The organism is Myxococcus sp. CA005 (assembly GCF_006518205.1).
Taxonomy (GTDB): domain Bacteria; phylum Myxococcota; class Myxococcia; order Myxococcales; family Myxococcaceae; genus Myxococcus; species Myxococcus xanthus.
This window is the reverse complement of the sequence record NZ_SRLV01000125.1, coordinates 1-18,879: the sequence shown is the minus strand read 5'-3', so window position 1 is coordinate 18,879 and position 18,879 is coordinate 1. Positions and strand designations below refer to the sequence as shown.

Annotated in this window: 20 protein-coding genes and 1 rRNA gene; 8 read left to right on the top strand and 13 right to left on the bottom strand. The window is 69.5% G+C overall.

Features of this window, described 5'->3' with window-relative positions:
• Positions 1–100, top strand: a 5S ribosomal RNA gene (rrf, locus tag FMQ63_RS34240); the annotation flags it as partial.
• A gap of 387 nt (positions 101–487) precedes the next feature.
• Positions 488–931, top strand: a complete 444-nt coding sequence (locus FMQ63_RS34235; RefSeq protein ID WP_026114287.1) for a hypothetical protein — start codon at positions 488–490, stop codon at positions 929–931.
• Between the two features lie 3 nt (positions 932–934).
• Here the strand turns inward: FMQ63_RS34235 and FMQ63_RS34230 are convergent, their stop codons facing one another.
• Positions 935–1,135 (bottom strand): SlyX family protein, encoded by a 201-nt coding sequence (locus FMQ63_RS34230; RefSeq protein WP_002640911.1) that lies wholly within the window; start codon positions 1,133–1,135, stop codon positions 935–937.
• Positions 1,136–1,201: 66 nt separating this feature from the next.
• On the opposite strand from FMQ63_RS34230, the gene FMQ63_RS34225 reads away from it, so the two are divergent.
• A complete protein-coding gene (locus FMQ63_RS34225; protein ID WP_011557257.1) occupies positions 1,202–1,504 on the top strand; it encodes a hypothetical protein in 303 nt (100 codons plus the stop codon).
• 18 nt (positions 1,505–1,522) lie between these two features.
• On the opposite strand, the gene FMQ63_RS34220 is transcribed toward FMQ63_RS34225, so the two are convergent.
• From FMQ63_RS34220 to FMQ63_RS34210, 3 genes are all read right to left on the bottom strand, one after another.
• Positions 1,523–2,515 (bottom strand): lipopolysaccharide assembly protein LapB, encoded by a 993-nt coding sequence (locus FMQ63_RS34220; RefSeq protein WP_011557256.1) that lies wholly within the window; start codon positions 2,513–2,515, stop codon positions 1,523–1,525.
• Between the two features lie 12 nt (positions 2,516–2,527).
• Positions 2,528–2,872: a hypothetical protein gene (locus FMQ63_RS38800; protein ID WP_011557255.1), complete on the bottom strand. Its 345-nt coding sequence runs from the start codon at positions 2,870–2,872 to the stop codon at positions 2,528–2,530.
• 115 nt (positions 2,873–2,987) lie between these two features.
• A complete protein-coding gene (locus FMQ63_RS34210) occupies positions 2,988–3,413 on the bottom strand; it encodes a hypothetical protein (protein ID WP_011557254.1) in 426 nt (141 codons plus the stop codon).
• Between the two features lie 211 nt (positions 3,414–3,624).
• Here FMQ63_RS34210 and FMQ63_RS34205 point away from each other — a divergent pair, with 211 nt between their 5' ends.
• Complete coding sequence (locus FMQ63_RS34205; protein ID WP_011557253.1) at positions 3,625–3,852, top strand: hypothetical protein; 228 nt, start codon at positions 3,625–3,627, stop codon at positions 3,850–3,852.
• 106 nt (positions 3,853–3,958) lie between these two features.
• Here FMQ63_RS34205 and FMQ63_RS34200 read toward each other — a convergent pair whose 3' ends face one another.
• The 4 genes from FMQ63_RS34200 to FMQ63_RS34185 all read right to left on the bottom strand — a co-directional run bounded on the left by FMQ63_RS34200 (position 3,959) and on the right by FMQ63_RS34185 (position 8,521).
• Positions 3,959–4,798 carry a hypothetical protein gene (locus FMQ63_RS34200; RefSeq protein ID WP_026114285.1) on the bottom strand — a complete coding sequence of 280 codons (840 nt, stop codon included), beginning with the start codon at positions 4,796–4,798 and terminating at the stop codon, positions 3,959–3,961.
• On the bottom strand, positions 4,795–5,553 hold the full coding sequence (locus tag FMQ63_RS34195) for a hypothetical protein (RefSeq protein WP_011557251.1): 759 nt from the start codon (positions 5,551–5,553) through the stop codon (positions 4,795–4,797). The genes FMQ63_RS34200 and FMQ63_RS34195 overlap by 4 nt, the downstream gene beginning before the upstream one ends.
• Positions 5,550–7,961 (bottom strand): TonB-dependent receptor, encoded by a 2,412-nt coding sequence (locus tag FMQ63_RS34190; RefSeq protein ID WP_011557250.1) that lies wholly within the window; start codon positions 7,959–7,961, stop codon positions 5,550–5,552. The genes FMQ63_RS34195 and FMQ63_RS34190 overlap by 4 nt, the downstream gene beginning before the upstream one ends.
• 146 nt (positions 7,962–8,107) lie before the next feature.
• Positions 8,108–8,521 carry a hypothetical protein gene (locus FMQ63_RS34185; RefSeq protein ID WP_225909650.1) on the bottom strand — a complete coding sequence of 138 codons (414 nt, stop codon included), beginning with the start codon at positions 8,519–8,521 and terminating at the stop codon, positions 8,108–8,110.
• Between the two features lie 187 nt (positions 8,522–8,708).
• On the opposite strand from FMQ63_RS34185, the gene glpD reads away from it, so the two are divergent.
• On the top strand, positions 8,709–10,406 hold the full coding sequence (gene glpD, locus FMQ63_RS34180) for a glycerol-3-phosphate dehydrogenase (RefSeq protein WP_011557248.1): 1,698 nt from the start codon (positions 8,709–8,711) through the stop codon (positions 10,404–10,406).
• A gap of 200 nt (positions 10,407–10,606) precedes the next feature.
• Entirely contained in the window at positions 10,607–12,412 is a 1,806-nt protein-coding gene (locus tag FMQ63_RS38605; protein ID WP_011557247.1) for a S8 family serine peptidase, read from the top strand.
• A gap of 16 nt (positions 12,413–12,428) precedes the next feature.
• On the opposite strand, the gene FMQ63_RS34170 is transcribed toward FMQ63_RS38605, so the two are convergent.
• The gene (locus FMQ63_RS34170) at positions 12,429–12,917 is read right to left on the bottom strand and encodes an anti-sigma factor (RefSeq protein WP_011557246.1); all 489 of its coding nucleotides are present in this window, start codon (positions 12,915–12,917) and stop codon (positions 12,429–12,431) included.
• Entirely contained in the window at positions 12,914–13,528 is a 615-nt protein-coding gene (locus tag FMQ63_RS34165; RefSeq protein WP_011557245.1) for an RNA polymerase sigma factor, read from the bottom strand. Before FMQ63_RS34165 ends, FMQ63_RS34170 begins: the two co-directional genes overlap by 4 nt.
• Before the next feature lie 159 nt (positions 13,529–13,687).
• Between FMQ63_RS34165 and FMQ63_RS34160 the strand changes: the two genes are divergently transcribed.
• Positions 13,688–14,920 (top strand): acyltransferase, encoded by a 1,233-nt coding sequence (locus FMQ63_RS34160; RefSeq protein WP_011557244.1) that lies wholly within the window; start codon positions 13,688–13,690, stop codon positions 14,918–14,920.
• Positions 14,921–14,973: 53 nt separating this feature from the next.
• Here the strand turns inward: FMQ63_RS34160 and FMQ63_RS34155 are convergent, their stop codons facing one another.
• Positions 14,974–15,267, bottom strand: coding sequence for a hypothetical protein (locus tag FMQ63_RS34155; RefSeq protein ID WP_011557243.1), 294 nt, complete (start codon positions 15,265–15,267; stop codon positions 14,974–14,976).
• A gap of 177 nt (positions 15,268–15,444) precedes the next feature.
• Positions 15,445–16,494: an NAD(P)-dependent alcohol dehydrogenase gene (locus tag FMQ63_RS34150; RefSeq protein ID WP_011557242.1), complete on the bottom strand. Its 1,050-nt coding sequence runs from the start codon at positions 16,492–16,494 to the stop codon at positions 15,445–15,447.
• Positions 16,495–16,611: 117 nt separating this feature from the next.
• Here FMQ63_RS34150 and FMQ63_RS34145 point away from each other — a divergent pair, with 117 nt between their 5' ends.
• Positions 16,612–17,517 (top strand): LysR family transcriptional regulator, encoded by a 906-nt coding sequence (locus FMQ63_RS34145; RefSeq protein WP_011557241.1) that lies wholly within the window; start codon positions 16,612–16,614, stop codon positions 17,515–17,517.
• A 10-nt stretch (positions 17,518–17,527) separates the two neighbouring features.
• Here FMQ63_RS34145 and FMQ63_RS34140 read toward each other — a convergent pair.
• Positions 17,528–18,879 (bottom strand): AAA family ATPase (locus FMQ63_RS34140; RefSeq protein ID WP_141276930.1); only part of this gene is annotated, 1,352 nt, incomplete at its 5' end.

Here is an 18,879-nt window from a genome sequence, read left to right as displayed (position 1 = left end):
AGGGGTCCCACCCGTTCCCATCCCGAACACGGAAGTTAAGCCCTCCAGAGCCGATGGTACTTCGCGGGAAACCGCGCGGGAGAGTAGGTCGCTGCCGGATTCTTTTTGAGAAACCCCCGGTGTCCCTCGTGGACACCGGGGGTTTTCCGTTTTGGGGCGTATTGGGTTTCCGCGCGTCACCGCGGGCGCTGGGCCTGGCGCCGCGTGCGCAGTCGGCGCACGGCCCCACCGCCAGCAGGGCCGCCGTCGTGGCCAGCACCAGCAGGTGCTCGGCTCGCGCCGCCCCTTCGCAACGCCAACCGGTTCCACTGCCGCAGCGCGGGCCCTTGAGTCGCGCGCCGTGTTGCAGTGAACGTCCTCCGTCCGCTGCGAGTCGCTGCCTTCCGCTGCGACTGCCTTCGACGATTTGGATCTCCGTGTGCTGGCATTGCCGCGTTCGGCTTGGTTGAGTGTGGGCTCCCCCGCTGTGTTGAGAGGAGCCTCTCGAATGAAGCTGCTTCGTCCTTGCCTTGGCGCGCTGCTCGCGGCCGGCCTCTTCCTCGTTCCCACGAACTCAGAGGCCGCGGTCCGTGTTGGGCTTGGGGCTGATTATTGGATTGATGACAGCGCGGTCTTCAACTTCACGCTGGGCGTTGAGACGCCGCTCGCGGGGCCGCTGTCTGTTGGGGCTCGGTTCGGTGCAATGCTCATCACCGAGGGCAACGACATCGGTGTTCCGCTGGACCTGGTCCTGCGTGCGAACCTCGCCAAGTCCGGCGTCTACATCGAAGGCATGGTCGGACCCTGGCTCGTGTTTGGCCGTGGCGACACCTTCCGAGCGCATGCTGCGTTTGGCTTTGGCCTTCAGGGCAAGGCCGCGAGCATTGGTCTCGAGGTGGGTTACCTGGAGCCCAACCCGACCATTGGTCTGCGGCTCGGCTACAAGTTCTGAGCCTCAGTAATGCGGTGGACGCTCGTCATGACGGGCGTCCACCAGGCCGGGCTCGGCTTCCAGCTTCTGCTTGAGCCGGTCCACCTCTGCGCGCAGTTGGTCGATGACCTTCTGCTGTTCGTACAGCACGCCGCTGAGCTCCTGCAGCAGTTCCTGCTGGTGCATGTAGCGGATTTCCAGCTCGGCGATTCGCTTCTCGTCCATGGGCACTCACCCATATCCCGGCGAGGCGGTCTGCGTCCCTACCAGGTTGAACCTTGCTCCCTCCGCATGAACGTCGACGAACACATCCAGCGTGCTCGTGAGCTGCTCGCCCGGAACCAGCCCGAGATGGCCGAGTCCGCTCTCAGCGACGCCATTGATGCCGCTATCGCCGCCGAGGACATCGTCCTGCTGACGCGGGCTCGCTTCGCTTTGGGGGAGTTGCTCTTCCATCAAGGGCGTGATGCGGAGGCGGTTCCCTACCTGCAGGCCGTCGTGCGCACCGAGCGCGTCGATGGAGCCGTGGACGTCGAGGTGAAGGCCTCCGCCCGCATGCTCCGACAGATCCGCGGCATCGAGCCTCGGGAGTAGGTCTCCGGCCCCTTCGCGTCAGGGGATGCTGCAGGACTTTCGAATCAGCTCCGGCTGGCCGGAAAAGCGCCGCTCAAGGTCCATTCGCGTGAGCCGGGCATCGTCGATGCGCCGCTCCTCGACCTGAATCGCGCAGAGGGCCGCCAGCGCCTTGGGGTCTGCCCGGTCCAGTCGGTCCGCTTGGCGCAAAGCCTCTTCTGCGGTGTCCACCTGGCCCAGCCGATGCCAGGCGAGCCCGAGCTCGAAGAAGCCCATGCTGAGCTTCGGGTCCTCGGCCACCGCCGCGCGGAAGAGCTTCACCGCTTCGGCGTCGTGCCCTTCCCGGCTATGCACCCTGCCTTGTTCCACCAGGAACCTGGCATGCGGCAGGCGCCCTTCAAGCTTTTGGAGGACGGCCAGCGCCTCTTCGCCCCGCTTCGCCGCGCTCAGCAGGTGGACGTAGCGCAGTCCGACCAGCGGGTCGCCGGGCGCCTTTTCATGCGCCCGCTCCATCGCTTCGGCTGCGCCCACGACGTCACCGTCCTTCTCTTGTAGCTCCGCTCGGAGCAGGTCCGGCCGCGCGTCTCGTGGGGCCAGCGTCTCTGCTCGTGACAGGGCCGTGCTCACACACCGGCTCATCCGCTCGACGTCGCAGATTCTCGCCAGCAGGAGCTGGGTTTCGACCTCCAGGGGATTCCGGCGCTCCGCCTCCAAGACCAGTGCATGGGCGTCATCTGGCGCCCCATTCAGCAGCAGCGTCGCGGCTTCTCTCAGCTCCGCCGGCGTGGCCTTGGCGTCGTCCTTCATCGGCCGCAGGAAAGGGACACGCTGCGACACGCTCGACATGGCCCGTGCGATGGACAGCCGCTGCTCGGGCATGTTCCGGGAGATGAAAAGCGGAATGAGGTGGATGAGCGTCACCACGGTGCACACGATGAGCAGGCTTCGGGTCCCCCGGTTCAGCCTGCGGCGACGCGCTCCCTCTGCTTCCTGCACTTCCGATTCTCCTGGAGGCGCGCTCCGCCTCATCATGCATCCCCGCTACTACACTGCCCGCAGTCTTGGACGTAGCCCCGAGGGCAGCTCCAGGCCACAGCTCCAACACAGCTCGAAGTTGCCGGGGTTCTCTTCGCGGCACCGTGGACACTCCACCGACCGCTCGGCGTGCTCTTGATTCTCCAGGAGCTCCGCCAGGAGGCCTTTTGCGTGCTCGAGGTCTTGCGGCTCCACCCACAGCTCTATCCAGGTCTCCGCACTCGGAATCTCGCCGCTCAACGGGGCAAGGGCTTCTCCGCGTACCTCTACCGCAACTCCCATGGCTTCCAGCGCACCCGCCAGAAGCCGTGCTTCTCCCACCGTGCGATGCACGGACAACTGCACACGCCTCATGCTCCTGTCTTCACAGAAGCCGAGCTCGGCAGCAACCCCGGCTGCGGGCTTGCTCCCGCCCGCCCGAGGGGCGGCTTACCTGGGCGGGTCGCACGAGGCGTTGGGCCCTGAGGCGCTACTGCTCTTCTTCGCGCAACTGGTGCGGCAGCACCGCGTGTGCGCGACGCGGAGCCCAGGCATGCAGCTCGGTCGTGAGCAGGCGGTCCAGTTCCTCAAGCAGGGCGTCATAGAGGGGGCCAGCGCCCTGGGCCGGAAGCCGCTCGGCCGCGATGCGCACGCGAGGAGACTCTTCGTCCTCGAACGCGAGCGTCACCGCGAGACCGTCTGGCCCACCTGCCTGCGGAACCATGACGACGGGGGCGGGGGCGCGGCTGGCTTGTTCGAAGAGCGGGCCCAGACGTTGGATTTCCGCTCCCGTGAGGTCTCGCTCGCTGACCACCTCACCCTGCTCCAGCACCTTCAGGTGCTTCATTCCTTCCAGCCGGAGCGCCTGTGCGCCCGTGTTCGTTCGCCCACTGCGCTCGTACGTGACCGTCCTCACGCCGCGTCACCTCCTGGGGCACGAGGTAGGCACCCTTGCTCGCCGCCGCATCCTGCAAAGCCGCGGCTCGCGCATTCCGTGTCCGACGCCGGGCGATGTCGTGTGCTTCCCGACACCGGACGAACACCTCCGCACGAGTGTTTCCACCTGGGCCGCTTCCTAGTTTCAGGCCTCCCCGGCACTTTCGCTTGGGGACTCCCGAGGTAGGTCCATGAGCAAGGACAGCGGCAAGAACCAGAACGACCAGCGCGCCAACTCCAAGAATCCCAACAACCCCGCGCACAAGGCGTCGCAGGACAACCGCTCCAACCAAATGAACCCCAACAGCCCTCGGCAGTCGGGCAACAACCCCAATGGCGGGAGCAGCAACAGCGGGAACAACTCGACGGGGGGGAACCCCGCGGCGAACTCGTCTGGCTCCTCGCACAACAAGAGCTGAGCTTTGAAGGACTCCAGGCCCAGGGAGGGTCGGCCCCGGGCCTGGGGGTTCATGCTGGCGCGGTGGCCGGCCGTTCGTGCCACCGCGCCAGCATCCCTCCGCGTGGTCAGCGTGCCCGGGGCTCGCACTCACCTTCGCCGCGGTAGTGCCCCAGGTTGCGCGTCAGCGCCGTGACGAAGTCGCGCAGCGTCTGCACGTTGCCCACGCCACCCGTGCCGTACTGCCCTGCCGGCAGCTCCGTCAGGTCCACCGCCGCCAGCTCCTCAAGCGTCACCTCTCCGTCGGGACCCGCGATGCCCATGCTGTCCGCGGCGGCCAGCGCGTCGAAGCGCATCTGCGCGTCCGGCGACTGCAGGTCGTCGAAGAAGAGGTGGTCGCCGTGGATGGTGAGCTGCACTGTCTCCTCGCCGTCCTTGGGCACCGTTACGCCCGCGCCCAGGCCCGGGCTCTCGCAGTGCTCGTAGACGGTGTTGGTGGTGAAGCCCCAGGCGAAGCGCTTGGTCTGCTCACCCTTGGTCGCCCTGCCCTCCATGTAGACGGAGTAGCCGCCGTCCTTCATCCGCGTGACGTCCGCGGCGTCCGCGTTGCCCGCAACCGCGTTGGTGTTGGGCGCGATGGCGAAGCTGACGTGGTCCCACTCCTGGGCCGGTACGTCGCGGAACGTCTCCACCACCACCGGGCCGGGCTTGTGCACGTCGAATACCCGCGCCTGCATCATCTCGATGGCGGTCTCGTCGTGGTTGCCGACTTTCACCTCGCCGAGCACCACGAGGAACTTGCTGAAGCGCACCGTCCAGCCGTCCACGATGCCGTCCTCGCCACCCACGGCCGCGGGAATCTCCTTCTCGATGTAGTCCTCGCCATAGGTGGTGAACGTCACCGTGCCCGCGCCGTCGCTGCACGCCATCAGTCCCAGACAGGAAAGCCCCAGCATCCACTTCTTCATTGCGCAGCTCCTTCCACCCACGTCACGACGTAGGCAGTGGTGTCTTCCACGCCGCGCACCAGCGCGTTCTGCGCCTGGCTGTCGGCGGGGAAGGTGTAGACGCCATCCGCGTCCAAATCGGTCGCGGTGGCGAAGTCAATGCGGCCCAGCCACGTCCCCAGCTTCACGGCGATGCGCACACGGCCCGCCTCCATCCCCAGCGACTTCTCGAAGCGCACGCCCTGAATGGGCTTGGGCAGGCTCGTCAGCGCGTCGAAGCGCCGCTCGACGCCCTCCGCGTTGCGCGCCGTGCCGCGAACGCGCATCGCCTGGCCGCTCAGCACGCCCTGGGCGTCGGTGGCCTGCGTGGGGGCCGTCAGCGTCAGCTCCATGGAGCCGTACTCGCCCGTCACCGCGCTCGCGTCGCCCAGCGTGGCGCCGGTGAGCAGGTCCACGGTGTGGGTGGTCAGCATCTCGGCCAGCGCGTCGCCCGGTGAGTAGTGTCCGGGGTGCGCATAGGCCGTGCCGCCGATGAGCGTGTACCAGTCGAAGCGGCGGGCCGTCAGCGCGCGGCCTTCAAAGAAGCGCACCGGGCCCACGGAGAGGTGCGCGGACTCCACCGTCACCGTCCAGCCTCGCTCGTTGGCGCCTGTCATGGGCGTGGACGTCACCTCCACGGGAAAGGTGCGCCGCTCCGCTTCGCTGCCACAGCCGCTCAGGACCGTGGCAGAGGCGGCCAGGGCCAGCGCGCCGGTGAGGATGTGTCTGCGATTCATAGGTGGACCTCCAGGGAGAGCGAGGCCATCCGAGGCGACCCCGCGGTGAAATGTCTTGCCGGGACGAGGCTCGCCGCGGCGGCAGGGTCGAAACGCGAGCCGTAGACGAACTCGCCATCCCTCCAGCGCGCGTCGAGCAGGTTCGAGACCTCCAGCCTCAGCCCCAGCTCGCCCCGGCGGATGGCGACGTGCGCATCCGCGAGGAACACGGTGGCGCTGCGCTCACTGAAGGGCAGCGGGCGTGGACCGATGAAGGTGAGCCCCGTGCCCAGCGACAGCGTGCTACCGCCGAACCCCGTCCAGGTCAGCGGGCCGTCCCAACCCACGTCGGCGCGCGCGACGAAGGGCGCGAAGTAGGGCAGCAGCGTGTCCGAGGCTCGCACGTAGGCGTGGGCGAACGTGGCGCTGACCGAGGTGACGAGTCCTTGCAGTGGACGGGCCTGGAGCGCGGCGGAGACGCCCGAGCGCAACGTCTGGCCCGTGTACACCGTCGTGCCCACGGTGTGGTCGAAGAAGAAGTCGTTGTCCACCTGCGAGCCGAAGAGGCTGAGCTGCAGGGCCCAGTGCTCGCCGTCCTTGCGCGAGCCCAGCTCCGCGCCTCGGATGGAGACGAAGGGGGCGCGCTCGCCCTCCGAGAGGCTGCGTGCCTGCGGCGAGCGGAATCCGTCACCGTAGCTGGCGAACAGGCGCCAGGCGTCCGCGTCATCTCCCAGCGCGTACTCCACGCCCGCCTTCGCGCCCAGGTGGACGCCGAAGGCACTGCGCGAATAGCCCTGTCCGTCGTAGTAGCGCGGATCTCGGAAGGCGAGCGCGTCGAAGACCTCCACACCCAACGCGTCCGCGCGCCCCCCCAACCGGAAGCTCCAGCGGCCCAGTGGCATGCGGGCCTCGGCCCAGCCCCAGACGTCCGTCTGGGTGAATGCCGCGTCAATCTCGTCCGAGAAGAAGGTGCCGTCGGATTCGCGGTAGCGCCGCTGCGTCTGCTCCACGCTGTCTCGCCGTGCGCCCAATCCCAGCTCCAGCGCGACCGGGCGACCGAAGGCCGTCACCGACCTCCGATGCTCGGCGCGGGCGCCCAGCGTGGTGGCGTTGTTCGTCTGCTCCAGGCCGTCACCGCGCTCGTCGACACGGAAGCCCGTGAAGTTGTTGCGCAGCCGCAGGTCCGAGAGGATGCCGAAGACCTCCAGCTTCGTGCGCCCGTTCCCCGTGCGCGGCAGGTCCACGCCGAGCAGCAATTGGTGCCGCGACACCGAGCCGCCCTGCCGGCCCAGGGCGGCGGAGAAGAAGTCGCTCCGGCCCGAAAGCAGGTCGTCCTCGCGCACCACGCCCGGGGAGTCGAAGCGCGTGACGTAGCTGCCTGCGAGTGCGCGGACCGTCAGCCCGTCTCCGAGTGTCGCGTTGGCCTGGGCGAGGAGAGAGGCGCGGCCGTAGCCTCGCTGAGCGCCGAAGCCTCTGCCTTCGCCCAGCTCCACCGCGGCGAAGGTTCCCGCGTCGTCTCCTGGCCGCACCGTGGCCACGAGCCGACGCTGGCCGTACTGGCCGAGTGTCCCCAGGAGGTGGACGCCGGGCTCGGCGACGCCCAGATTCATGCGAACCGTTCCCGCGACGGCGAAGTCACCCTGCGCGGCGCGGTACGAACCTTCCGTCACTTCGAGCGTCTGCACGACCTCTGGGATGACGAAGTTGATGTCCGCGTAGCCCAGCGCGTGGATGTGGCTCACCTCGTTCACTGGCAGGCCGCCGACGTCGAGTTCCACGTCCTGGCCGTGCAGCGCGTCGAAGCCTCGGAGGAAGAGCTGCTGGGCCTTGCCCTCTCCGCTGTGCTGCGAGGCCACGAGGCCAGGGACGGCTCGCAGGAGGTCCACCGCGTTCCTGCGTGGCGCCGCGTCCAAGATGTCCCGGCCCAGTGTCACCTCGGACGCGCTTTGCGCGGGACGCGCGCCCCGCACCACCGTGGACTTTGACGGCGGCTCCTTGGCCTCGAAGTCGGATGCGCTGGTGAGGGATGCCTCCTGCTCCGAGGGGAGAGGATGGGAGCTTGTCTCCTCCGACGAGGGGACGTCGGCGGTTTGGGTGATGGGGTGAGGGGGGGATGCTTCCTTGGGAAGCTGTCCGGGCTCGTTGGCTGGGGATGCGTCCGCTTCCGCCGGAGAGTTCACGGACGTGATGGCGCTGGCTGCGGGTGGGGCCTGGCGCTCCGTGTTCACGAATGGCGGCACGTCGTCATGTGCGCTCGTGCCCGTGCCTGCCGCGGCATGCTCGGACGCGGGAGATGGCTCTCGTGCCGCATCTGGTGGACGGTTCGAGGGCGACAGGGCGAGGACACACGACGACATTGCGGCAACGAGGAGCACGGGCACGTACGGACACACGGCGGCGCAGGCCCCATGCTGCGGCGTCTTGCTCACGCTCGGACCTCGCGCGGCGCACGACGCCCCAGGGAGTGGCCCCACCGGGACGGGTTCAGAAGTGAGTCAGCAAGAGAAGGACACTCGGACCCATGCGTGCCCCGCACGCGTGGCTCCCTGCGTTGGCTGCGAGAGGGTGATGACGGTTACGGGCCCTGGGGCATCGCCGTCGGGCGCACCGCGGAGCCGGGGACCCTCGTGGGGCCGCGCTGGAGCTCCGCGAGCCACGACACTTCACGTACGCGCGGCAGCTTCATCACCGCCCAGGTCAGCGCGACCGCCTGCAGGTGTTCCACGGAGCCCGTCAGGTGCTCGTGCCCGCGCTTCTGCTCACCGTCGGGCGCGGGTTCCCCCGTGCCCTCATCGCCACGGTGTGCGTGCTCGTTCCCCGCACCGTGCGCGTGGGGGCGCCCGTGCGGGTGTGAATGGGCATGGGAGTGGTGATGACCACCATCGCCGTGCTCCACCACCGCGTGCAGCACCGGCGCCACCACGAGCCCGTACACCAGGACCATCAGTCCCAGGCTGGCCAGGTCGCGTCGGTCGTGGGGGTTCAACAAGGCCGTGGAGCCCGGGGTGAGGGGAAGGGTCGGCCGCCTCCTATCTGTCTTCATCCGGACGCGCAAGGCGCCGTCCCCCCTCGGATGGGTGCCTCGCGGACACATGTCGCCTCGCTCCGTGTAGCGCGCTTGACGCAGCGCATTGGTTTCCGCTGCCCTCGCCGGCCAACGCCGCTACACTTGTGCCGTGCGTTCTGAATCCGTCGCGCTCAGCCGTGTTGTCTCCGAAGCAGATGTGCCCCCGCCTCCGTCCCGCGCAGCACGCCTGCGGGCCCTGGCCACGGAGACCTTCGACGTCCTCATCATCGGGGGCGGTGTCACCGGCGCGGGCTCGGCGCGGGATGCCGCGCTCCGGGGCCTCAAGGTGGCGCTCGTCGAGCGTGACGACTTCGCCAGTGGCACCTCCAGCCGCTCGTCCCGGCTCATCCACGGCGGCCTTCGCTACCTGGAGCACGGCCACCTGGGCCTCGTCTTCGAATCCAGCATCGAGCGCCAACGTCTGCTGCGGCTCGCCCCGCATCTGGTGCGTCCGCTCGCCTTCATCTGGCCCGTGTACGCGGGCGCCCGCGTGCCTCGCTGGAAGCTCAACGCGGGCCTCATGCTCTACGACGCCCTCTCCCTCTTCCGGAACGTGAAGGGCTACCGGCGGCTCAACGCCCGGCAGGTCCACGCGGCCGAGCCAGGCCTGCGCACCGACCACCTCAAGGGCGGTGCCCGCTACTACGACGCGGCCACGGACGACGCGCGCCTCACCCTGGCCAATGCCGTGGGCGCGTCCGAGGCGGGCGCCGTCGTCCTCAACCACGCGTCCGTGAAGGCGCTCGTCCTGGAGCAGGGACAAGCGCACGGCGCGACGGTGGTGGACCACCTCACCGGCGAGGAGGTCACCGTGCGCGCACGGGCCCTCGTCAACGCCACGGGCCCGTGGAGTGATGAAATCCGCCGGCTGGATGCGCCGAATGGGGCGAGCCCGGCCGTGCGCGGCAGCAAGGGCGTCCACCTCGCCGTACCGCGCGAGCGCATCAACCACCGCGACGCCTTCACGCTGCTGTCCCCCAAGGACGGCCGGGTGATGTTCGTGCTGCCCGCCGACAACTTCACCATCATTGGCACCACGGAGACGTCCACGCGCGCGCACCCCGCGGAGGTCCGCGCCAGCGAGTCCGACGTGGCCTACCTGCTGGAGTCCGCCAACGCCTTCTTCCCCGAGGCGCGCCTCACTCGCGCGGACGTGGTGAGCGCGTGGGCCGGCATCCGCCCCCTGGTGGCCAGCGGCTACCACGGCACACAGGCCGACGCGGGCAGTGCCAGCCGCGAGCACGCCATCGACGTGAGCCCCTCCGGCGTGCTCGCCATCAGCGGTGGCAAGCTCACCACCTATCGCGTCATGGCGCGCGACGTGGTGGACGCTGTGGAGCGCCGCCTGGGCCAGCCTCGCCGCCGCTCGCCCACGGATGTGTTGCCCCTGCCGGGTGGAGACATCCGCGCGCTGGACGCCGAGTTCGCCGCGGCGCGCACCGAGGTGGGAGACGACGCCACAGCCGTCCACCTGGTGCGCGCCTATGGCAGCCGCTGGCGCCGCGTGTGGGCCCTGACGCGAGAGGACGCCGCGCTGTCCCGGCCGCTCGCCGAGGGGCTTCCCTACCGGGCCGCCGAGGCCGCCTGGGGTGTCACCCACGAACTGGTGCACACCCTGTCGGACCTGCTCATCCGCCGCCTCAAGGTGGCGTTCGAGACGCGCGACCAGGGGCAGGCGGCCGCGCGTGTGGCGGCCGAGGTCATGGCGCCCCGGTTGGGCTGGGACGCCGCGGAGACGCAGCGGCAACTGGACGTCTATGCCGCCGATGCGCTCCGCCTTTTCGGTGTGGATCCGGCCGAGGCGTGAAAGGGCGAACGCTCCCCTGTCGGCTGCTCGCCGGGCACGTCCTGCCACGGACAGGGGCGCGAGCGGCCGATTCGCTGGCGTGGTTAACTTGCGCTCCGGGAACGGAATCAGGTGTCCTCCCGTTCATGCGCGTCCCTGGAAATCCATCAGCCGCGCCGTGACGTACGACGCCTGCTGGACGGGCAATCGAGGAGCGTGAAATGAAGCGTTGCGTCTGGCTGGGTCTGGTCGGGGGGCTGATGGCATGTGGCTCGGAGCAGGAGCCCAAGGCGTGTCCCGGTACCGAGGGGGCGTCCCAGTTGCCGACGGTGGTGTCCGCGGCGCGAAGCGAGGCGGCCCTGACGGACGATGGCGGGGATGACGTCATCATCGCCTTCCGGCAGCGCGTCTTCGCCTCCGCGCAGGCCAACACGGATGCTTTCGCCAACGAGGTGACGCGCGCTGGAGGCCAGGTGAAGCAGCGCGTCCCGTCGCTGAACATGCTGTCCGCCCGGGTGTCTCCCGAGGCGCGCGCGGCGCTCGCCAGGAATCCGGACGTGGTGTCGGTGTCGCCCAACCGTCCGGTGTACGCGCTCGGCATGTCGCGGCCACCGCTGCCCGCGCAGGCGTGGCTGGGCGCGGAGCCGCGGCCGCCCCCCAACACCGTGGGCTCCGTGGGGGAGTACACCGACGGCCTGAAGATGGTGCGCGCCAACAAGGTCTGGGATTTCAACGACGACGGTGTCCTCGACGAGGGCCGGCCTTCGGGCACGGGCATCAAGGTGTGCGTCATCGACAGTGGCTGGGACAACCGCCACCCGGAGCTGCAGGCCGCCTTCATCGGAGGCAAGGACTTCATCAGCGGGTCCGCCAACTCGCTGGCGCTGGACGCGAAGGTGGACTCGAAGGGCAACGTGCTGCTGTGGGGCGGCGGACACGGCACGCACACCGCGGCCACCATCGCCGCGCAGCTGGGCGGGGGTGGCCGGGTGCGGCTGGGCGAGGACCCCAACGGAACGGTGGGCGTGGCCCCCACCGCGTCGCTGCTGATCGCCCGCGTGCTGAACGAGCGCGGCACGGGCGACACCCTGAATGTCATCGCCGCGCTCCAGTGGTGCCAGGAGCAGGGGGCGAACATCGTGTCGCTGTCGCTGGGCGCCGTGTCGAAGAACGAGGCCGAGGAGCTGGCCTTCAGCCAGGCCAAGGCGAATGGCGTGCTGGCCATCGCGGCGACGGGCAACTCCGGCGCGGGCGAGGTGTCCTTCCCGGCCGGGTACGACTCCGTGGTGGGCGTGGGCGCGGTGACCTTCTCGGGGGAGTGGGCTAGCTTCTCCCAGTACGGCCAGGGCATCAACCTGGTGGCCCCCGGCGTGGGCGTGTTGAGCGCCACCATCATCGGCGGGGCGCCGTATGGAGAGGTGGCCGCGAGCGGCCAGCAGTTCGCGTCCAACCCCCTGGAGTTCTCGGCCGTGGGCGCCTATTCGGGGCGGATGGTGAACTGCGGCCTGGGCAGCAGCATCTCCGACTGTGGAGAGGCCGCCACCTGTGATGGCTTCGTCGCCTATGTTGACCGCGGCGGCGGCATCCTCTTCGAGGAGAAGGTGCGCAACGCCGTCCGCGCCGGAGCGAAGGCCGTCATCATCGGCAACCACACCGCCGAGGAGGGCACGGGCAACTTCACGCTCAACGGGCCGTCCAAGCTGTGGGTGCCCACTGTCTCCGTGTCCTTGGAGTCGGCCAACGTGCTCCGCGAGCTCATGGGGCAGGACGTGACGTTGGACGTCACCGGTCTGGACTACACGCTGCAGACGGGCACCTCCATGGCGACGCCGCACGTGGCCGGGGTGGCGGCCCTGGTGTGGAGCGTGAGTCCCCAGCAGCTCGATGCGGAGAAGGTCCGCAATGCCCTGCTCGAGACGGCCCGGGATTTGGGGCCGGCTGGGCCGGATCTGAACTACGGCAAGGGCCTGGTGGATGCGGTGGAGGCCGTCGAGCACGCAGAGCGCCAGCTGGCCCCGGCGCCGTAGGTCACCGCGGCCGGCGTCAGCGCAGGGTTATCAAGGGGGAGGCCACCAGGCACGCCCCCACGCGGGCTTCCAGCGCCGCCACGGCTTCCCGTGAAGGGTCGTCACACCAGTCGACGGCCCGGGTGGCGGTGGTGAGCGCGTCGTTCCGGGGCCAGGGCTCGTCGGCGCTTGGGAGGCGCGTCACCTGGAGCGTGGTGATGCCCACGAAGGCCACCGACGCCAGGGCCGCGGTCAGCATCTTCCCCCAGTGCATCCAGTTGACCTTCGGGGCGTCGGGTACCACGGGCTTTCGCAGCCGGGACTCCAACGCGGCGAAGTCCAGGGCGGGCCGCGCCGGCATGCGCCGCGCTCGCTGCGCCATCCACCCACGCTCCGCGCGCAGCCAGCTCAGCGCGTGCTGACAGGCGGGGCAGGCCTGGGCGTGAGCGCGGACCCGCGTGGCGTCCTCGGGGGAGAGTTCGTCGGCCAGCAGCGCGTCCAGTTCGGTTTCGCGACAAGCGCTCATGAGTGGCCTCCAACGTGTGCGGCCAGGTGCTCGCGCAGTTGGAGCCGTGCGCGGTGGATTTCGTTCTTCACCTTCTGGAGCGACCAGCCCATCACCGCTGAAATCTCCTCGTAGGGCAGGCCGTGGTCGATGCGCAGCAGCAGCGCCGCGCGCCGGTCCTCGCGCAGCGTCCCCAGCGCGCCCGCCAGCAATCCTTCCAGTTCCCGGTCCAGGAGCAGGTCCTCCGGCGTGGGCGTGGGCAGCATCGCCTCCACCTGGCTGCCATGGACTTCATCGTCCATGTCCACGTGGGCGCCCCGGTGCCGCAGCGACTCCAGGTACACGTGCCGGGCGATGCCCAGCAGCCACGCCCCCAGCCGGTCTTCGTCGCGAAGCGCGCCCAGCCGCGCATGGGCGCGGACGAACGTCTCCTGCGTGGCTTCGTCCGCCGCGGCCTCATCGCGCAGCAAGTCCTTCAAGAAGCGCCACACCCCCGCGGCGTGCCGTTCAAACAGCCAGCGGAAGGCCGCGGGGTCACCCGTGCGCGCCCGGCGCAGCAACGTCCGCTCCCGGTCCGTGTCGGACGGGGGCGCACCTGCCAGCACCATTTTCATCGCGGAAAGGAGGGCCACGGCACCAAGGTGTCACGGGCGGCCCGGGAGTTTCACGCGCGCGTGCGTTTTTCCCGCGCCCGACTGCCTGGTGGCAGGACTGACACCCCACACCGCAATCCCACGCACGCCGGGTGGTGGTCTTGTTGAATAACAGTCGTTGTTGGTAAGAGAACTTTCATGTCCTTGAACTCTGGCCGTGTGGATGCACCCACGGCGCACGCTCCGCGCCTGCAGGGTCACCTGCCCGTGCTGGACGGTGTGCGGGGCCTCGCCGTCCTGCTGGTGGTGTTCTTCCACACGACCCACCTGAGCGACCAGAGCGTGGCGGGACGCGTGACGTGGTGGCTGGCTGGCGCCGGATGGACGGGCGTGGACCTGTTCTTCGTCCTCTCCGGCTTCCTCATCACCGGTATCCTCTGGGAGGCGAAGGGGCAGCCGTACTTCTTCCGCAACTTCTACATGCGCCGCTTCCTGCGCATCTTCCCGCTCTACTACCTGGCGTTGGCGGTGTCGTTCCTGGTGCTGCCATCGCTGGCGGGCCGACTGGGCCTGGACGAGCGCATCACCACCGACGGCGCCGTCTGGTACCTGCTGTACTTCTCCAACTTCTACCAGCTGTGGGTGGACACCACGCACCCCATCCTCGGCGTGGTGTGGTCGCTGGCCATCGAAGAGCAGTTCTACATCGTCTGGCCCTTCCTCATCGCCGCGGTGTCGTACCGGGGCGCCATCCGGTTGTGCCTGGGCACCATCGCCATGGCCATCCTGGTGCGCGTGGGGCTCACGCTGTACGGGGCCAGCATCGAGAGCACCTACGTGGTGACGTTCTGCCGCGTGGACTCGCTGGCGATGGGCGGCCTGCTCGCGATGGCGCTGCGCCACCCGGAAGGGCTGGGCCTGAAGGCGTTCCCGTGGATGCGCTGGGCGGTCTGGGCCTCGGTGCCGGTGGTGCTCGCGCTGGTGGTGCTGCCGGTGGGCCCCACGTTCGAGCTGGTGAAGCGCACGGGCGGCTACACCGCCATCGCCGTGCTCTACGCCGTGTGCGTGTACAAGGCGGTGGCCGTCTCCAAGGGCCACGTCCTGTACCGCTTCCTCACGATGCGGCTGCTCCTCACCTTCGGCAAGTACAGCTACGCCATCTACCTCATCCACTCGCCGCTGGACGCCATCCTGCGCCGCACGGTGCTGAAGACGCCGCTGAAGACGGTGGCGGGCTCGGACATGCCCATGCAGTTGGTGTTCTACGTGGTGGCCGCGGGGCTCTCGCTGGGGCTCGCGCTGGTGAGCTGGAACCTCTTCGAGAAGCACATGCTGAAGCTCAAGGACTACTTCCCCTACGGCCAGCGCCCCGCTCCGGTGCCGGAGGGCGCCCAGGCCGAACGGACCGAGGCTTCCGCCCGGGTGGCGTGACGTCCGCTGGAGTGCCCGGCGCCGCCGTCCAGCGCCGGGGCCCCGGCGCGTCGTCAATCACGGCGAATGGCGAAGGCTTCCGCGACGCGCAGGGCCCACGTCTCCGCCGAGTCGAGCTCCGCGCGGGCGCTGGCATAACGGTCCAGTCCGGCCTCCGAGCCGTCCCGCGCGAAGATGGCGTCGTGCAGCTCCTTCTGTGCGCGGCTGAGCCAATGGCTCGCCTTCTGGCGAAGCTGGGCTGCCTTCTGGGGCGTGGGGGCGGCGAGCGCCGGATCCAACAACTCCTGTTCCTCGGGGTACGGGGACGTCACCTGCACGAAACCGGCCTGCGCAATCGTCGTAGTCATGCTCTGAGAATTCGCACCGAACGGCGAGCAAGCACCTGACCAGTGGGGCAGGACGATGTGCAAAGGCGTGCACTGTCCTGCCCTCCAGGGCCGGTGGGAGGGGCGCGACTTCGAGCCGGGGCAGTCGTTGCCTATCGGCTGTTGTCCCGCGAGGTGGGAGCCGGAGCTCCCGGGCGGCTACTTCCGCAGACTCGCGAGGTCGATGACGAACCGGTACTTCACGTCTCCCTTCAGCAGCCGCTCGTAGGCGTCGTTCACCTGCTGGATGGAAATCAGCTCGATGTCGGAGACGATGTTGTGCTTGCCGCAGAAGTCTAGCATTTCCTGCGTTTCCTGGATACCCCCAATCATCGAGCCCGAGAAGCTCCGCCGCGTGGGGATGAGGGAGAAGGGGCGGACGTCGAGAGGCTTCTCCGGGGCGCCGACGAGGACCAGGTGCCCGTCCCGTCGCAGCAGCCGCAGGTACGCGTTGATGTCGTGCTGCGCGGAGACGGTGTCGAGGATGAAGTCGAACCCACCCGTCTGCGCGGCCATCTCCTCCTTGTTCGAGGAGACCACGACGGCGTCGGCGCCCAGGCGCGTGGCGTCCTGCTTCTTGCTGTCGGTGTGGCTGAAGACGGTGACGTGGGCGCCCATGGCCTTGGCCAGCTTCACGCCCATGTGGCCCAGTCCGCCCAGGCCCACCACGCCCACGCGCTGACCCGGCTGCACCTTCCAGTGCCGCAGCGGCGAGTATGTGGTGATGCCGGCGCACAGCAGCGGCGCGGCGGCGGCCGGGTCCAGGTTCTCCGGAATCTTCAGCGTGAAGGCCTCGTCCACGACGATGGCCTCGCTGTAGCCGCCCTGGGTCGCTGTCTGCCCGTCCTTCTCCTTGCCGTTGTACGTCTGGACGTTGCCCTTCTCGCAGTACTGCTCCAGGCCCTCCTGGCAACTGGGGCAGGTGCGGCAGGAGTCGACCATGCAGCCGACGCCGGCCATGTCCCCGACCTTGACCTTCTTCACCTGGTCCCCCACGCGGACCACGCGGCCGATGATTTCGTGGCCTGGGACCATGGGGAACCGGGAGCCGCCCCATTCGTCGCGCACCTGGTGCAGGTCGGAGTGGCAGACGCCGCAGTAGAGGATTTCAATCTGCACGTCGCTGGGGCCGGGCTCGCGGCGCTCGAACTGGAACGGGGCGAGGGGGGACTTGGCGTCCTGGGCGGCATAGCCGCGAACGGGAATCATGAGGGGTGCTCTCCTGGCCTTGGGGTGTTGTCACTGCTCGGCGGAACGGAATATGCGTCCGCGCTCGCGCGCGCGTAACAGGCGAAATCGGGACGCGCTGCTTAGGAAATCTTTACAATGGCCTTCACGCCGCTCAATGCCCTGAATGCCTTCCTGGTGGTGGGGCGCAAGCGCAGCTTCGCCGCGGCCGCCTCGGAGCTGGGTGTGTCCGCGTCCGCGCTGAGCCAGTCCGTCCGCCAGTTGGAGACGCGGCTGGGCGTGGTGTTGCTCACCCGCACCACGCGAAGCGTGTCTCTCACGGACGCGGGCCGCCGCCTGCTGGAGTCCGCGGGGCCGCCTGTGGAGCAGGCGCTCGATGCCCTGAAGACTGCCACTGCCCGGCCGGGCGAGGTGTCTGGTTCGGTGCGTCTCACCGTGCCCACCGTCGCCGTCACGCCCGTGGTGACGCCCATCCTGACGCGCTTCCTCCGGCTCCACCCGCGCGTGGAGGTGGACTTGCGCGTGGAGGACCGGCTCGTGGATGTGGTGGCGGAGGGGCTGGATGCCGGCATCCGCATGTCGGAGGCGCTGGAGCGCGACATGGTGCAGGTGCGCCTGTCGAGCAGCTTCCGCTTCGTCGTGGTGGGTGCGCCCGCCTACCTCGACCGGCGGGGTACGCCCGAGCGGCCCACGGATTTGCTGACGCATGACTGTCTCTGCATCCGCTCCGAGACGACGGGCTCCATCTACCAGTGGGAGCTGGAGCGTGGGCAGCGCAGCTGGCGCGTGCCGGTGCGCGGGCCGTTCGTCAGCGCGCATTGGAAGGCGCACGTGGAGCTGGCGGAAGCCGGCCTGGGGCTCGCCTACGTGTTCGAGCCGTCCGTGGCGGCGGAGCTGGCGCGCGGCACCTTGCGTCTGGTGTTGGAGCCCTACGCGGCGCGTGTGGAGGGTTTCTTTCTCTACTTCCCCAGCCGCGCGCAGGTGTCGCCCGCCTTCCGCGCCTTCCTGGACGTGGCGCGCGAGGTGACGGCGGCGCCTCGCTGAGCCGAGCCGGCTACGCGGTCGGGATGTTGCGCACGCGGCCCCGCACGAGCGCCGCTTCGTCGGCGTGGCCCGTCTCGTCCAGCAGCGCGGCGGCGCGGTGATAGAGCAGGGCGGCCTCCAGGTGGCGCAGGGCGGCGGCTTCCGCGTTGGCGGCGGAGACGAGGAAGGGGGCCGCGCGGCGTGGCTCGTGGCCGTCCAGCCAGTGCTGGGCCACGACGACGGGCGCGGCGCCGCGCTGCTCCAGGGCCACGGCGAGCCGGCGGTGGAGCAGCGTGCCCAGCGCGCCGGGAACGCCCTGGCGCACCACCTCGAAGAGCAAATCATTGGTGAAGCGCTCGCCTCTCAGAATCTGCGCGCCTTCCAGCTCCGCCACATGCGTGACGAGCGCCAGCGGGTTCATCTCCAGCACCTCGCTGGCCAGCTCCAGTGTGAAGTCCGTCTTCGCCAGCGCCGCCAGCCGGGCCACCAGCAGCGCGGACGGGGACAGCCGCTCCAGCCGCTGCTGGATGAGCTGCTGGCCCCGGCCGGAGGCGGGGACGTGTTCGGGCCAGCCGCGTTCCAGGCCGCCGGTCTCCAGCAGGTACTTCAGTGTCTCGGTGATGAAGAGCGGGTTGCCGCCGGTGTGCCGCGTCACGTCCTGCACCAGCTTCTCCGCGCCGGGAAGCTCCAGGCTTTGGAGCAGCGCGCCCACCGCCGCGGAGCCCAGGGGCTGCAACTCCACCAGGATGGCCAGCCCCGCGGTCACCAACTGCTGGACGAAGACGGTGGCCTGGGGCGACAGCTCATCCGTCCGGTAGGTGTCGATGAAGCGCGGGAAACGGCCGCCGGGCTCGGGCGCGTGGCGGCGCGACAGCATCAGCACCGCGAACTCCGCGGTGGCGCTGTCCATGAACTGGAGGTCGTCGGCCACCATGGCGTCCATGCTGGCCGCGAGCTGGTAGACGAGCTGGCACTGCGCTTCCAGGAAGCGGCTGCGGTCGGCCTCGTCCGCCATGGGCGGGGGCAGGCCTTCCTGCCCGGCCTGGTCCGGCAGCAGGCGCGCCAGCTCGCGCCGAACCCAGCGCGGCAGGTTTGGATCAGGCACCCGGGCCAGCATCTGCCGCACCAGCCGCACGTGCGAGGAGTACGGCACGCTCTGTTCGCCGGGCCGCGCCTCCAGCAGCAGGTAGTTGCCCCGCGACGCCGCGAAGTCATGGGCCAGGCGCGTCTTGCCCACGCCCGGCTCGCCGGAGATGAAGATGGTCTGCCCCGCCTCCCACGCGGCCTCCATCCGCGCCCACTCGGTCTCGCGGCCCACGAGGACGGGTGGCCGGAGCACGGAGAGGGGCAGCCGGCTCGTGGGTGGGGGCACCTGCTTGGGGG